Source organism: Bradyrhizobium tropiciagri (assembly GCF_018130545.1).
In the GTDB taxonomy this organism is placed as follows: domain Bacteria; phylum Pseudomonadota; class Alphaproteobacteria; order Rhizobiales; family Xanthobacteraceae; genus Bradyrhizobium; species Bradyrhizobium tropiciagri_A.
In genome coordinates, this window is record NZ_JAFCKF010000003.1 from 933011 (window position 1) to 948452 (window position 15442).

14 protein-coding genes are annotated in these 15442 nt (G+C 57.7%); 1 reads left to right on the plus strand and 13 read right to left on the minus strand.

All coding sequences use genetic code 11. The features are described from left to right. Positions 1-30: 30 nt before the first annotated feature. The 4 genes from JQ616_RS17165 to JQ616_RS17180 form a co-directional block, all read right to left on the minus strand. Positions 31-996, minus strand: a complete 966-nt coding sequence (locus JQ616_RS17165; RefSeq protein ID WP_212016098.1) for a helix-turn-helix domain-containing protein — start codon at positions 994-996, stop codon at positions 31-33. A 192-nt stretch (positions 997-1188) separates the two neighbouring features. Beyond that, on the minus strand, positions 1189-2244 hold the full coding sequence (locus JQ616_RS17170) for an ABC transporter permease (protein WP_249136835.1): 1056 nt from the start codon (positions 2242-2244) through the stop codon (positions 1189-1191). Next, the gene (locus JQ616_RS17175; RefSeq protein ID WP_212016099.1) at positions 2241-4724 is read right to left on the minus strand and encodes an ATP-binding cassette domain-containing protein; all 2484 of its coding nucleotides are present in this window, start codon (positions 4722-4724) and stop codon (positions 2241-2243) included. The genes JQ616_RS17170 and JQ616_RS17175 overlap by 4 nt, the downstream gene beginning before the upstream one ends. Positions 4725-5127: 403 nt before the next feature. Then, positions 5128-5472 carry a DUF6616 family protein gene (locus JQ616_RS17180; protein WP_349630006.1) on the minus strand — a complete coding sequence of 115 codons (345 nt, stop codon included), beginning with the start codon at positions 5470-5472 and terminating at the stop codon, positions 5128-5130. Between the two features lie 711 nt (positions 5473-6183). On the opposite strand from JQ616_RS17180, the gene JQ616_RS17185 reads away from it, so the two are divergent. After that, entirely contained in the window at positions 6184-6864 is a 681-nt protein-coding gene (locus JQ616_RS17185) for a TetR/AcrR family transcriptional regulator (protein ID WP_212016101.1), read from the plus strand. A gap of 7 nt (positions 6865-6871) precedes the next feature. On the opposite strand, the gene JQ616_RS17190 is transcribed toward JQ616_RS17185, so the two are convergent. The 9 genes from JQ616_RS17190 to JQ616_RS17230 all read right to left on the minus strand — a co-directional run bounded on the left by JQ616_RS17190 (position 6872) and on the right by JQ616_RS17230 (position 15442). Next, a complete protein-coding gene (locus tag JQ616_RS17190; protein WP_212016102.1) occupies positions 6872-7417 on the minus strand; it encodes an SCO family protein in 546 nt (181 codons plus the stop codon). Then, positions 7410-9023 carry a hypothetical protein gene (locus tag JQ616_RS17195; RefSeq protein ID WP_212016104.1) on the minus strand — a complete coding sequence of 538 codons (1614 nt, stop codon included), beginning with the start codon at positions 9021-9023 and terminating at the stop codon, positions 7410-7412. Before JQ616_RS17195 ends, JQ616_RS17190 begins: the two co-directional genes overlap by 8 nt. Positions 9024-9051: 28 nt before the next feature. Next, positions 9052-9753 (minus strand): ABC transporter ATP-binding protein, encoded by a 702-nt coding sequence (locus JQ616_RS17200; RefSeq protein WP_212016381.1) that lies wholly within the window; start codon positions 9751-9753, stop codon positions 9052-9054. Positions 9754-9803: 50 nt separating this feature from the next. Then, on the minus strand, positions 9804-10565 hold the full coding sequence (locus JQ616_RS17205; protein ID WP_212016106.1) for an ABC transporter ATP-binding protein: 762 nt from the start codon (positions 10563-10565) through the stop codon (positions 9804-9806). Beyond that, positions 10562-11494, minus strand: coding sequence for a branched-chain amino acid ABC transporter permease (locus JQ616_RS17210; protein ID WP_212016108.1), 933 nt, complete (start codon positions 11492-11494; stop codon positions 10562-10564). Before JQ616_RS17210 ends, JQ616_RS17205 begins: the two co-directional genes overlap by 4 nt. 2 nt (positions 11495-11496) lie before the next feature. After that, complete coding sequence (locus JQ616_RS17215; protein WP_212016383.1) at positions 11497-12369, minus strand: branched-chain amino acid ABC transporter permease; 873 nt, start codon at positions 12367-12369, stop codon at positions 11497-11499. Between the two features lie 131 nt (positions 12370-12500). After that, the gene (locus JQ616_RS17220) at positions 12501-13655 is read right to left on the minus strand and encodes an ABC transporter substrate-binding protein (RefSeq protein WP_212016110.1); all 1155 of its coding nucleotides are present in this window, start codon (positions 13653-13655) and stop codon (positions 12501-12503) included. Between the two features lie 39 nt (positions 13656-13694). After that, the gene (locus JQ616_RS17225) at positions 13695-14642 is read right to left on the minus strand and encodes a zinc-dependent alcohol dehydrogenase (RefSeq protein ID WP_212016112.1); all 948 of its coding nucleotides are present in this window, start codon (positions 14640-14642) and stop codon (positions 13695-13697) included. Further along, positions 14639-15442 (minus strand): SDR family NAD(P)-dependent oxidoreductase, encoded by an 804-nt coding sequence (locus tag JQ616_RS17230; RefSeq protein WP_349630008.1) that lies wholly within the window; start codon positions 15440-15442, stop codon positions 14639-14641. The genes JQ616_RS17225 and JQ616_RS17230 overlap by 4 nt, the downstream gene beginning before the upstream one ends.

Genomic DNA, 15442 nt, shown 5'->3' on the forward strand with positions numbered 1-15442 from the left:
ACCTTGTGATGACGAAAGCTATGCTGTTTGTTAGTCGCGCAAACGGCGAGTTGCCGCGTAGTTTGGTACGATTGAGCTGGGCGCAGTCCCATACTGCTTTTTGAATGCGCGGCTAAAGTGGGAAAAGTCGGTGAAGCCGCACAACAAGGCCACGTCGGTGACATGACGGGCCCTGCCCTCCTTCAGCGCATCATGGCTGGCCTTGAGCCGCTGCTGCCACAACCATCTGATAACCGTTGTTCCTTCGCTAGCGAAGATTCGGCAAAGAGTGCGCGGAGAGACATTGGTTTCACTCGCGACCTGGTCGAGATCCAGATCCGGATCATCAAGATTGGCGAGCATGTAGCTCTTCGCTCGGCGGAGAAACTGAGCTCTTCGATCTGCTCCTTGATCGCCGCGACCGCCGACTTCATGTTCCAGAGCCGCAGCCAAGACGTCGAGTATCGAAGCAGAAACTCTAGATTCAACAATCGGCTCTTTCTGCAGATTAAGTACAGCGGCCCTCTGGATCATGTCGGACAACAGCGCCCCCATCGAAGTACTGCCGTCCAGCTTGATTGCTGTCATGTACTCGGCACCACTCAACCTAGACGTCAGCGAGCGCCGCGGAATCGTTACGAGGAGGATCGTGTACTCCGAGGGAAACTCGTACGACATCGTGCTGCTGTTGTCGTACAGCACCATCTCTCCGGGCTGCTGAACCGCGGTCCGCTCATTCTGGGTGAGCCTTGCAGCCCCTCTCAGCAACAGGCTGAACATGAAATCGTCGTTGGGCGCAGATTGTACCCGCGAAACGCCACGACGATAGGCAATGGGCGCGCAATCGATGCGACTGATGTCGATCTTGCCCAGGTTCTGGCATCGAATCGAGCCATAGAAGGACTGAGGGCTATCCGAACGAACGTCAGCAGCACAATACCTGGCCAAAATGGCGTCATGCCAGTATTCAAGGCGCTCAGAGGGCGGAGCCGCGGTTGTACTGAACTCGGTCACCATGGGTCTCTCCCGACGGATAAGACGCTGCGGAACAGCATTCCAACACCTATCAAGGACCGCGGCAACACGGAATTCAATAGGCGGCACAGCTAGTAACCCTAGCTGTGTCCATGTGGCCCTTGGGAGGCAAGGGCGAGCGCCTTATTGGCAAGCAATTCTCGGGCCAATTTAGTGCGACAACTGTCTTTGTCATCAACCCGGATTGCTGGCAACGCATTTGGGGGCCGCCGACGCCCCCCGGAAAACCATTGCGACGGCAGGCAATCTGGACAACAACGCCGGCAAGTTTCGGAGCGCGGTCGCCATCAAAATTGCGGTGGCCTGGACCAGGAGTTGCACAGCAGAGCTGGCACCGAGCGCCAAGACCAACTGACTTAACTGAGTCATGAATAGTGCAGCGACTGCACTGGCGATAACGCTGCCGCGGCCGCCGGTGAACGGAGTTCCGCCAACGACGACAGCAGCGATGGCCGGCATCAGATAGTCGTTACCTGCGGTGTGAGAAGCACTCCCGATAAATCCTGCTAGCAACAGCCCGCCGACCGCAAAGCACAGTGCCGCAGCGACATAGGTGCCGATCTGATATGTAAGTAACGAGATTCCAGCCGACGCTGCGGCGGATGGGTTGATTCCAACTGCGACGAAGCGTCGTCCAATCGTGGTTTTGTGCATCACAATCCAAGCAATTGCCACCACCATCACCGCGAGCAAGATGTTGCTCGGGACGCCGGCAACGCGCGCATGGGCGATTGCTTGCAAGGATTCAGGAACCGAGATAGGTGCGTTTCCCGTAGTGGAGCGCACACCACCAATCAGCACCGCATTTGTAGCCAAAGTCGCAACGAGTGGAGATATCCCAATCTTGGATGTGAGGATGCCATTGACGATTCCCAGCACAACGGCAGCTATCAGTGCTGCGACTACCGCGATAATGATCGAGTTCGTCAACACTCCAACTGACGCGGCGATTGTCCCAGCAAGAGAAACCATACCGGCCGATGACATATCCAACCCACGCTGCTGGATAACAAGCGTCTGGCCGACTGCAACGATCGCAAGGATTCCTGCAAACGGCAGCATTGAGGCCAATGAGCCAATAGTGACCGATCCTGGGGCCAGGAGTGCGCTAGCTGCGAACAATCCAATGGTTGCAAGCCAGACCCAAGAAAACTCACCGATTCGCAGGCGACCTCGAACGACATCGAGCAATTGTCCCTTGGCGACTTTGACTGATTCGGAATTACTCATACGGCGACCGCCATTTGCCGGCTCTTCGAATAGAGGGCGACCGATGCGAGGATCATCATACCCAGAAGGTAAGACTGCCAGGCATCATCGAGATTGAGAAATGTGGTGACCACATTAACTTGCGTGATAAGGAGCGCTCCAAGTAACGCACCCAAGAATGACCCGCGTCCGCCCGACAAACTCGCGCCTCCAATGACTACTGCCGCTATGCTTGCAAGAGTATAGCCCACCCCCGCGGTTGGATCTCCGGAGCCTACCTGGGCCAACATGGGGATAGCTGCAATCGCCGCAAATATCGAGCAGCCGATATACGCGAAGAGAAGTGTTTTTCCTGGCTGAACACCAGCCAGACGAGCAGCTTCAGGGCGCGAACCGAAGCCTCGAAGCGAGACGCCCCACCTGCTCCTGAAAAGCGATATCTCGAGGCCTACCGCCATAGCCGCCGCGAGGGCTATGCCGATCGGGACCGCGCCCCAGGTCGTCATGATCAGCTCAGTTACTCCCTCCGAAATCAGGCCGCCAGCAACGGGGCGAAGGATGAGAGCAGAAGCCTGCAGTATCATAAATGTTGCCAGTGTAGCGACCATCGGATGCAAACGCATCGGAACTACCAGCAGCCAGTTGGTCAGTCCGACGCCTGCCGCAACAACGAAGGATATGAGCCAGCCAAGAATCTGGTGCTCCATCGACGCACCGTCAACCAAATAGAACGACTGGATAACGAGCATAAGTCCCATCAGTGGCCCTACCGACAGATCAATTCCACCGACCAACATGAGAAGCTGCTGACCGAAGGCGACGAATGAGAGCGTTGCCACGAGGCTCAACATTCCGATCATGTTGCGCTCAGACAGGTAGAACGGATTGTTGATCGCCGCATATGTGCCAAGCAGGGCGATGACGGTACAAAGAATCGCGATCGGAGCCCAATTGCCCGCCGCCCATTTCCAAAGCTCCGACGCACCAACCTTGGCGTGGTGCCTGATCGATGTCGAGGTAAGCATGGATGATGTGATATTGTGCTCCGTAACATCTTCACCATTCAGCTCACGAACGATATGACCGCGAGAGAAGATGAGTACGCGGTCGCATAGACCGGCAATCTCAGCGGCGTCGGACGACACAACGATCATTGGAATGCCATCGGCCGCCGTAGCACGGAGAGTCTTGTAGATTTCCATACGCGCGCCGACGTCAACACCCTGGGTCGGTTCGTCAATGAGTACAACGGCCGGAGAACTTCCCAGGACGCTCGATAGGACCACCTTTTGCTGATTTCCGCCGGACAAGAGCCGGATTGGGGTCTCGATTGATGGTGTCTTGACCGAGAAGTCGTCAACGGCACGTCTCGCGAGATTGGTATCAAGCCCATTCGAGACCAAGAGCCTTCCAATGCTTACGTCGGACAACCTTCTGATTGAAACGTTCTCCCTAACGCTTAATTCTCCGAAGATTCCGTCTCGATGGCGATCGCCAGGCACATATCGAATGCCAATCTTCGCGGCACAGCCAAACAGTGCAGTATCGACCGGTCTTCCGTTTATGAAGACGCTTCCCCCGGCCCTTGAAAGACCCGCCAGGGCGCGAATGAACTCGCGTTGTCCATTTCCATCTATTCCGGCAAGACCAACAATCTCACCGCGACGAACCGCCATTCCGATATTGGTAAATCCCTTGCCGTGATAGCCGTAGACCTGCAGCGCGATCTCGCTGTGCTCTAGATGGCTCGCTTTTCTAGGGAATTCGCGATTGAGCTCGCGGCCGACGATTGCCTCGACAATCTGCTGTTCGGTTAGTTTGTGGGCGTCATGTGTCCCTTGACTTTGACCGTCACGGAGGACCGTGACTCGGTCCGCGATCGACAATACTTCGTGTATTCTATGCGAGATGTAGATAACAGCGCACCCCGCCGCCGTGAGCGATCGTATCCTTGCAAACAACCTCGAAACGTCGTCTGGCCCCAAGTGTTCAGTCGGCTCGTCGAGAACGAGCACCTTCGGCTCAGCAGCCAGCGCCCGTAGAATCTCGACGATGAACCGCTGCTCCGAATTCAGCTCCGCTACTCTATCGTTCGGCGCAATCTTGAGATCCGTCCGCCAGGACTCCAGCAGTTCCGTAGTCCAGCTCGAGAGAGAGACATCGGGCCGAACTCGATCCGGGGTTACGCCGAGAAGGAGATTTTCGGCGACGGTCAGGTCAGGCATCAGGGCCGGCTCCTGCCTGACAATTGATAGACCAAGCCGCCTTGCAAGTTGAGGATCGCCTTGCGCAAGGACGCCATCAATCGTGACGACCCCGTCGTCCGGCGCGATCGCACCGGAAGCGATAGCCATGAGCGTGGATTTCCCGGCCCCGTTCTCTCCGACCAAGCCGTGGACTTCTCCCCCAAATACCGAGAACGAGATATTGTCCAGGGCTTTGACGCCGGGAAAGGCCTTGGATACGGCTTTGATCTCAAGAAGTCGATTTCTATCGGTCACTAGTGATCCACCCCGGAAAATATCGCGCTTCCCCTATCGTCCGATCATTCTATGTCCGGCCTCCGCCCAGCGCTGGACTACGCTCGCCACCCGAACATGCCTGGGAGTGACATTTTGATGAATCTGGCCGGCTCCGACCCAATCGTTGATACCGGCTGTGGGATCGGCACAGGTCTACGGAGGGGATTGCGATGCACCACCTAAGGATTCAGAGCAAATTCGGTCCTACGGCCGGGCCGATCTAGCTAGGTTGCGCAGAACCTGGATCGCCAATGCCGCAATGCACAATAGAGCGTCGGAACTGGAGGTCCTCGACCATTCACGGACTTCTCGATCCTTCCCGACTGCGCGGCATAAACCTCAAATTCGTCCCAAACCTCAACGTCGGCCGAAGATGCTCGTCTTAGTGGGTCTCCAAATATGTGGACATGGCGTCCAACGGCATGAGCTCGCCGATGTAGTTAACTTGAGCGGCGAACTCATACCAGCCGATCTCCCGTTCAGCTTTCGCAAAAGCCATCACACCGTCCTTGGACTCCGCGGTCCAAATGCAGAAGAATTTCTGCTGAGCGGCGACGGGGCGATCGATGTCCTCCATGTTCAGCCCCCACCCAAAGCACTTGACACTACCGCCCGCGAGCAAGGGCTCAACACGCCGACGCATTTCCTCAAATCTAAGGTGACGGGACTGCTCATCGAGAGCTTCCCACTTCTCTGTCATGACCCAACATCCGATAAAAACGTACACGCAAATCCTCCCTACCTGCTTAATCTCAAGACGTCATTCCAGCCGAGCCCCCTCCTCGCCGAGAGATTTCGTTTCCGCCAGAGGGCACTCCCGAACCAATATGAAACGTCCGCGCGAACTTGGCTGTGCTAGTCGCGACACGTCGACCGTGCTCGGCGCGACATTTAGGATGACCGGCTCGGTGACGTGCACATCACCGTAAGCCGGCCAAGCTCGCCCTATGCAGCCCGGTTCCTGACCGCTCGACGCGCTCCAATCAAGTCAGCGCTTGCGGCATGCAGGCCAACGTTTGGCTCTTCCGCACACATCTGCCGACATCAACAGGCTGTTGTCGATGTTGCGGACCCAATCACGAAGGCGACGACTGAGGAAATCGATCATCATCCGGACGCACGAGCACTAGCGGTCAAGGAATCCAGCAATTCCCACATGGGCAATCCATGTCTTCCTGCCGGGACTGCACAAACCTTGGACCGGCTCCCGGACGCAATGCTGGCGGATGCTTATGCCGCCGTCACCGAAAGGCCTTTGGCGCGCACTGCGACGCATCACATCGATCGCGGATGTTGGCGTGCCGACGGCGCGCCGGCGCTGGTTTCAAATCCGGCCTCCCGGACGGGGATCGGGGCACGCATTTGCAGGTAGGATTTGCAATAGTAGTTGTGGCAGGTACCCTCTGTTTCAGCGAATCCTGCTACAGCGAGCCACATCATGAAATCCCGTCGACCGGCCAAACCCGACAACGGTATCCCCGGTAAACGGCCTGCCCCCGGCGCTCGCGCAAGGACCGATCAGCAAAAAAAGGACGTCCGGGAAAATCTCATTGCAGTTGGCCGCCACTTGTTTGCAATCGACGATCCTTCCGGAGTGTCGTTGCGAAGGATCGCCGCAGAATCCGGCTATTCACCTGGTACCATCTATCAGTACTTTAGAGATCAGCATGACCTGTTCATTGCAATCCGCGAGCAAGATATGTCGCGGGTTGTTACCAGTCTAGAAAGAATCGGACAGCGGACGCCAGATCCTGTGCAGCGTTTACGCTCCGTGTTTCTCGCAGCCGTGCGGCACTGGCTGAAGTATCCTGAAGAATTCCGCGTATTGTTCTCGATGCGCCCTGAGCAGTCTATCAAGGCAGGACGACCGCCGTTTGGCAGATCAGCCGTAGTCGTTCGCTCGTACGAACTCTATCGAAAGCTGGTCGACGACTTATTCGCCACCTATCCTTCTCCGCCATGCTCACCGCGACTCGCAACCGATACCGTGATTGCGGCAACCCACGGAATTGTCGCCTTTACTCTGCACACCCATACCTTGGAATGGTCAAACCAGATCCGGATGGCAGAAGAAGTCCTTGACGCCCTGATCTCGACCTGGTCCCGGAACAGTCGCTGACTCCGCTCTAAGGGCTCGAACAACCAGAACCGAGATAGCTCACGAGCTGATGAACGATCTCGTCTTCTCCGGCCGCATCGGTGAAATGTGTGACGTAGCGGCCATCCGGCCCGATTAGATAGGTGAAGGCTGTATGTGGCATCTGATATCCCCTAGGATCGTCGGGATCAGCGGCACGCCTCGCGAACACCCTATAGACAGACTTAACATGATCGATGTTCTCGCGCGAACCGGTCAAGCCAGTGAAACGCGGATAACTACGCTCAATGAACGCCTTCATTACCTCCGGCGTGTCGCGCTCTGGATCAACAGTGACATAAAGGGGTCGCAAGCGTGAGGCCACCGCCCCGAGCCGGTCAATCACCCTCGACAGACGCGATAACGCTGCGGGACAGATCGCGCGGCAATGGGTAAAGCCGAAGAAGAGGAGCATAAACTGGCCACGATAGCTGCGGTCGCTAACGTTGCAGCCGTGATGATCGACCAGCTCGAAGGTACCGCCGGGTTGCGTGGCCGGCTCGTTTGCGGAATGTCCTATGCGGCAATCAGACATCGTCGAATGCCATTACGAGGGTCGTCGCCTTTTCGATGCATAGCTCCAGCCCGACGCCTCCATTGCGCGCGACCGGACGAACCTCGCCGGTGCTTTCGATTGTCTCGCCACGGCGGGCAGTCACCACCAACGCTCCATCTCGAAACAGCCTCCATGAAGCGTCCGGCTCGACCGGCCCGATATCAACGCTGACCTCCGGTGGCCGATCACCACGCGGCTGAAGTGTTAGCACCAAAAGCCTAGTATCACGATCGAAGATTGCGCGCGTCACGTCCACGGCGGCTGAGATGCGCTGCAGAGCAGGATCAGCGAAGTGGTCGGAGGTCCAAGGCTTGTTGTACATCGCCCACAATCCGTCAGATACATTGAGACGAGCATAGGCCAACATCGCATTTCCGGTCAGTCGATCCATGCGGACAAGATTACCGTCCGCATCATAGGACTGGTCGTTACGCGGATAATAGAGACCACCGTCACTCCATGTGGGAGACATAAAACGGTCAGCGTGGTCGAAGATTCCTTGAAGATCGGCATCACCCATCTCTGACAACAGCATCGCAACGTACCCAAAGTCAGGCATCGGCCAAGGATAGGTACGGTCCTCGATTTCATTGACTGGATGGCCGCTTGCCATGGCCTCACGTACCCGAGATACGACGGAGTTCGGGTAAAGTGAAATCAGGCCATCGCTGCCATACTTCAAAACGCCACGCAGCTGATCGCGATAAATGCCGCGTACGAAGTCGCGATTCCATGTGTTCATTACCGCCCCTCCCCAAGCGGTCCAGCCGACACTCTTCGGCGGCACAAAATCGTCCTGCTCAACACGCCACCAACCGTGAAACCATCCTTCACTTGAGAAGATGCCTTTCTTATCCCAAGCGGACCGGTAGCTCCGAGTAGCCTCCTCCGCCACCGAGCCACCCTTGCGCAGATCGTCAAAGCGAAAGCCGAGCATCGGAAACTGATTGCATACGATAAAGACGCAGTTCGGCTCGCAGGCAACCCCGAGCCACCCGTTTTCAACCATCTGCCAGTAGATCACCTCGTTGAGCGAGCTACGGCTGTACTCGAACTTTTCGGGTTTCATGCCCCAGAAGATCGGATTGTGCACAAAGGTCAATGCACCGGGCTGATCGTAGGCGTCATCATCGAACAACATGCTATGCATGCCCACCATAGCCGACAGATGTCCGCTATACATGATGTTCTCGCGTACGACAGGATCAATCCACCCCTTGCGCAGCTCTTTCAGGTCTGGGTTTACGTAAGGCCCCGCCTGGCTTGTATCCTTCCAATAGCCCCAGACGTCGCGCCGCAGCATCTTGCGTATCAAATGATCGAACGTCTCCCGAAAGACGGCAGGAGCGGCCGGCAGTCGATGATAATGTGCGAGCCCAAGCGCATAAGCCATCTGAGCGAGCTGGTACCGGTAGGAATCAAGCCACTCCTGACCCGGGTCCGGAATGCCCATCTTTGACCATTCTCCATCCGGCTGCGCAGCGAGGTTCTCGATGTGGCGCAGATGCCCAAGCTGCAAGGGGTCAAGGAACGGAAATCGCGAGACATCCGGCGCCGTGCTGTGACCCAATTCAGAAACGCTCATCATATCCCTCCGTAGTGATGCAATCCGATCACATTCCCAGATATGCACGCTTGACGTCTTCGCTCTCCAATAGCTCCTGTCCAGATCCCGCCTTGACGATCCGGCCAGTCTCGATGACATAGCCAAGATCGGCTATCGCCAAAGCGGCGCGAGCGTTCTGCTCGACAAGCACGATGGTAGTGCCCTGCTTACGCAGCTGATCGACGACTCGCAGGATTTCAGCGGCAAGCAGTGGCGCGAGACCGAGCGACGGCTCATCGAGCAGCAACATCCTCGGGCCTCCCATCAACGCACGGGCGATCGCCAGCATCTGCTGCTGACCGCCGGACAGCATTCCGGCCGGCTGCTTTCGCCGCTCCTTTAGTACTGGAAAGAGCGAATAGACTTCTTCCATACGTTCTCCGAGCTGTCCGTCTCTGCGACGATAGCCCCCGAGCAGTATGTTGTCTTCCACCGACATAGGGCCGAATACTTGCCGCCCTTCAGGCGCCTGGCAAATGCCAATGGCGACGCGTCGGTGCGCTGCCAAGCGGGTTATGTCGACGCCATCGAACCGGATCGTTCCAGCAGCTGCGCGGTGAATTCCGGACAACACACGCAAGAGCGTTGTCTTACCTGCGCCGTTGGCACCAACGAGCGCGACCAATTGCCCCTCCGCCACCACGACATCAAGATCGCGCAACGCTTCGATCGGGCCATATCGCGCTTTCAGGCCAGTGACTTCCAGCAGAGGAACTCCGCGCGTGGTAGGCGCCAAGGCATTCCGCTGATCCACTAAGTTCATGCTGCCGCTCCAAGATAGGCGGTCAATACCCGTGGATCAGAACGGACCTCCTCCGGCCGTCCTTCTGCCAGCTTGCGGCCGTAGTCCAAAACCAGTATCCGCGTGGAAACCTGCATCACCAGCTTCATGTCGTGCTCGACCAACACGACGGTCACACCGGTTGCGGCGATCTGCTCGATCAGAGCGCGGATTTCGTCTGTCTCGACATGGTTGAGACCGGCGGCCGGCTCGTCGAGCAGCAGCAGCTTCGGCCTCGCCGCAAGTGAGCGCGCAATTTCCAGCCGCTTTAGCGCCCCGTAAGGCATCTGGGACGCCTGCGCGGCATGATACTGCGACAAGCCCGTGAACGCCATCAGCGCTCTTGCCTCCTCGCGCAGTTCGGCGTCGTGCCGGCGGATACGTGGCAAATGCAATAGCGCCGGCAGAAAGCCGGAATCTAGCCGCACGTGGCCACCAATCATCACGTTTGAGATTGCATCCATATTCATGCAGATCTGCAGATTCTGGAAAGTCCGACTAAGACCGAGTCGAGCCAGCTTGTCGGTCGACTGACCGGACACCGCTTCTCCCATCATCCTGATACTACCAGCGCTCGGCCGGTAGATGCCTGACAGCAGATTGATTACTGTCGTCTTGCCAGCTCCGTTCGGGCCGATGATGGAATAGATGGATCCGCGCCTAACCGCGAATGACAGGTCGTCGACAGCGGCAACGCCGCCGAACTGCTTTGAAACGCCGATGACTTCTAGCGCATTCATAAGCGTCCACCTACCAGGCGATCACGGATAGTCGGTATCAGACCGCTAGGCATGAAAATCATGGTCAAGATCAGGATCGAGCCGAATACGATCGTTTCGCCGCCTTCGACCTGGGAAAGTGCTTGAGGTAGGAGCGTCAGGAGCGCCGCGCCAACCAGCGATCCCGCAACTGAGGCCATTCCACCGACGATCACCATCGTCATCAGGATAATCGAGCGCACGAAGCCGGCGCTGCTTGGCGTAGCAAACTCAAGGTAATGCGCCTCGACGCTACCCATAACGCTCGCCACGACCGCCGACAGCACAAACACCTTAATTTTGACGCCAGTAACATCGATTCCGGCTACACGCGCGGCGACCTCGGAACCATGGATGGCCTGTAGCGCACGTCCCGCGGGCGAATTCACGAGATTCGTTGCTCCCCACACCACTATGAGCACTAAGAGCGAGACAAGACCATACCAATTGCGGTCTCCACTCAGAATCAGCGAGCCGATGCCGAACGCCGGGACAGGCATTCCGTCCGATCCACCGGTGTATTGCATCTCGTTGTTGAGCACGATCGCAATAATGATGCCCATGCCGAGCGTCGCCATAGCGAGGTGATGACCTCTGAGGCTCAGAATTGGGCGCGCAATTACGAAGGCGAGAAATCCTGTGCCGACCGCGCCAGCAAGTAAGGCGGCAACCGGAGGCCAGCTGAAATGTGTGGTTAATACCGCCGAAGCATACGTACCCAAACCTATGAAGCCGGCATGACCGAGACTAATCTGTCCGGTGTAGCCGAACAGAAGATTCAGTCCGACCACAACGATTGCGTTGATGATTACGCGGATCGCCAGGTCATAGGCAAAGGCACTAGGCGACAGCAGCGGAAAGATTGCCAACCCCGCCGCCAAAAGGCCAACACCGACAACCGGCTTTCGCATTGCTACACCCTCTCCGATGTCTTGGCACCGAACAAGCCGCGGGGAGCCACGAAGAACAGCAAGATGATTAGGACGAAGGCGACGGCATCCTTGTACGCTGACGACACGTAAGCTGCCGTCATCGCTTCAATGACTCCAAGAGCAACTCCGCCGACCACGGCACCGACCGAACTACCCAGGCCGCCAAGGGCGGCGGCAACAAAACCCTTCAGGCCGAGCATAGTGCCGGCATCGTAACTGGTGAACGTGATCGGCGCGAGCAACACTCCGCCGATTGCGCCCAGCGTTGCGGATAGCGCGAACGAGAACGTCAGGATACCCGTCGTATTGATGCCGACGAGCTGGGCGGCAAGTCGATTATGCGAAGTGGCAATGAGTGCCTTTCCATGCATGGTCGCGTTGAAATACCAGAACAATGCGACCACGACGACCAGCGAAAGTCCCATGATCCACAAAGCCTGGGGGGCGAGCGTCGCGCCGAGAACGTCAAGCGGACGATCTTCCGATAGCCCCGGCAGCGCATGATTTCCCTTGCCCAGCCCGATCTCAACCGCACCGCGAATGACTTGCCCGGCGCCTAGAGTGATGATGATCAACGAAGTCATTGACGCGGTTCGCGCGGGTTCGACCGCGAACTTCGCCACTGCGACGCCAACCAGGGTGGTAAACAGGATAGCGAGGGCAATCGCCCCGAGCAGCGGAACGCCACCGGCGACGAGCGCTGAAGCCACCATCGCGCCCAGCATGATAAACTCGCCTTGCGCGAAGTTGATCATGCCACTGGCATTGTAAACCAGCGTATAGCCAAGCGCAGCAAGTGCGTAGGTCGCGCCAACCGTGAGGCCGGCCAGCGAGAATTGAAGGAACTGCGACAGCATAACCTCCTCGGAATCTCGGCCGGCTTCAGATCACCGGTCCGCCGGAAACGCTTCCTATGCCTAACAAAACGCGAGGGTTGAAATGTCCCGCCCGCGATGGGGGCGACCGGATGGTCTTGAGTCCTCCGCTAGTTCACAGGAAGGAACTTGCCGTCCTTAACAACGTGCATGCGTAAGGATTCGGTAGGTAGACCGAGATGGTCCGTCGCCGACATCGAGAAGACACCGTTTAGGCCGGCAAGCCCGCGAGTTTCCTCGATCGCCTGCCTCACCTTCGCTTTATCCGTGGTCCCAGCCCGACGGAGCGCGTCGATAGCTATCGCGATCGCATCGTAGGAGTTTCCGGCAAACGGCGACGCGACCTCCCTGTAAGCTTCTTTGTAGCCGCGATAGAAGGCATCAATCACTCGTTTTTGTGGGTCTTCGACCGGCACGCCTTCGGGCACGACGAAGATGGCGGTTGGCATCCGAGCCCCCTCCGAGGCGCTGCCTGTCAAATTGAGAAACTCCTGGCTGACCACCGCGTGAGGCAAGTAGAGCGGCAGTTTGACATCAAGTCTGGCATAGTTTTTGACCGCCATTGCCGGGCTGGTTCCCGCACCACAGAAAATCAAAACCGCTTCTATTCCTTTGGCGCTCTTGATAGTTGCCAACTGCGGAGTGACGTCCGTGTCTTTCGGACCATACTTTTCGTCGGCGATGATCGTAACGCCGTAGCTCTCGGCGTTCTCCATAACTTCCTTGCGGCCCGACTGACCAAAGCCGGCCGTCTCTGACAGCAGGCCGACTTTGGTGTAGCCTCTGGATTTCATATCCTGAAGAATTCGCTGGGCGACTTGCCGATCGGTATGCGGTGTTTTGAATACCCACTTCTTGACTGGATCGACGATGGGCAGACCGCCTCCCACCGAGATGTAGGGAACTTCAGCGCGCTCAACCAGCGGGATCATTGCCATAGCCGTCGGCGTGACCGTACCGCCGATGATGAGGTCGACATGATCGGTTTCGATCAATCGCTTCGCCAAGGAGCTGGATCGCGCCGGCTCGGACGCATCATCGTAAGAGACCAGCTCGATTTTCCGTCCCAGCACGCCGCCTTCATCGTTGACTCTCTTGACATAGAGCTCGACGGCTTTCTGCTCGGGGTCGCCAATGAAGCCCACTACTCCCGTTGTCGACAACAGCAATCCGATCCTGATCGGATCTTCAGCACCCACGCTTGCTGAATGGAACATTACCGCGATCGCGGCTCCTGCCAGAACACCTCTTAGAATGGCTCTCATTCATTCCTCCAAGACTTATCTTCCGGCTCTCACCGAATGTCAGTCCGCCACAGAAAAATGCAATTTCACGCAGGCCGGATCGGCTGAGCCTGCAAGAAGAGCTGAAAACGCCTGCTCGCTTTCGCGGAACGGGATCGTTGTGATCCAACGCGTATCGAGGCTCGCCGCGAGAACGATCGCCTCATTGAACTCGTCGGGCGTATAGCCAAAGGATCCCTGAACAGTACGCTCACCGGCCACGATCGGTCCGCCCGCAACCGCGAGCTCCGCCGCATGTAGCCCGACCAGAACGGCCGAACCTCCCACGCGGACGTTTTCGATTGCGTTTCGTCGTGTCGCAACAGCGCCCACTGTATCGATTATCGCATCATAAACCGCATCTGCCGCTTCAATCGCGATGTCTGCGCCACATTGGAGAGCCAAGGCACGGCGTTCCGGCACAATATCGGTCATCGTAATGTTCTTTATTCTGTGCGCCTTGAGAACATGGAGCAGAGACATACCGATCGGACCTGCTCCGAGTACAGCAACGTCGCTGCACGGAGTAGACGACAGCCGCCAGGCGTGCAGCGCGGTCGCGATCGGCTCGACCATCGCCGCTCGGATCAGATCGAGCGCTCCTGTCTCGACTAGATTGCCCGCCGGCACCGAAATGCTTTGGGCGAATGCACCCGGCCGATGGACACCTAGAACTTTCCGCCTCTCACAGAGGTGACGGCGCTCCTCGCGGCACGAACGACAGATACCGCAAGACAAAATCGGGTTCCCCGCCACCAGCGCGCCATCTCGCCGCCGCCGACCAACGAACTCGTGCCCGAACGTCAATCCATTCGGCAACGGCGGTCGGCCGTTACGGACAGCCCCCAGATCGGTCCCGCAAATCCCCGCGACGAGGACATCGACGATGTCTTCCCCTTCGACCGGCTGCGGCTCCTTGACATCCGTCCAGCGTACCGAGCGTTCGCCCGCATAGACCAACGCCTTCATATCGCGCCTCCGTTAGATGGAGTGGCGATGCGCGACGCTAAGCTTGGATACCGGCGGTTAAGTGCACCACCGTCGACATAGATCGTGTCGCCCGTCATGTAGCTGGCTTCATCCGATACAAGAAACGCCACTAGGGCAGCAACCTCGTCGGGCTGGCCAGGACGGCCGAGCAGGATATTGTCGATAAATTCGGCGCGCGCCTGCGGTAGTGAAAGCAGCCGCTTAACCATCGGCGTTTCGGTAAGGCCCGGCCCGACACCGACCACACGGATGTTGTCTGCGGCGAGCTCCATGGCTGCGACTCGGGTCAACATCGCCGCTCCGGCCTTTGACGCGCAATAGGCTGAGAGCCCCTCGCCAGGTTGCTCCGCGTTGGTCGAGATGAAGTTCACAATGACGCCGCCATGGGCGCGCATGCACAACGCCTGATACTTGCAACAGAGAAACAATCCGGCGAGGTTAACATTCTGCACGCGTTGCCATTGCTCGAGCGACTGCTCGGTCAGCGCCACACTGACACCGATGCCCGCCGCGTTGATACCGATGTCGAGCCGTCCAAACGCTCTTGTAATCGCAGCCGTTGCGCTGGACACTTCATCCTCGCTGACAACATCAGCGCTGATCGCCAAAGTCTCCCCTGCGAGCATCCCAATTGTCGCCTTGGCCGCCTCGATGTCACGATCGACCACCGCGACAACCGCACCGTCCCGCGATAATCGTCGCGCAACAGCCTGACCCATGCCAGAGCCTCCGCCCACAACCATCGCAATTTTACCGTTCAGACTACGGCCGGACACCAT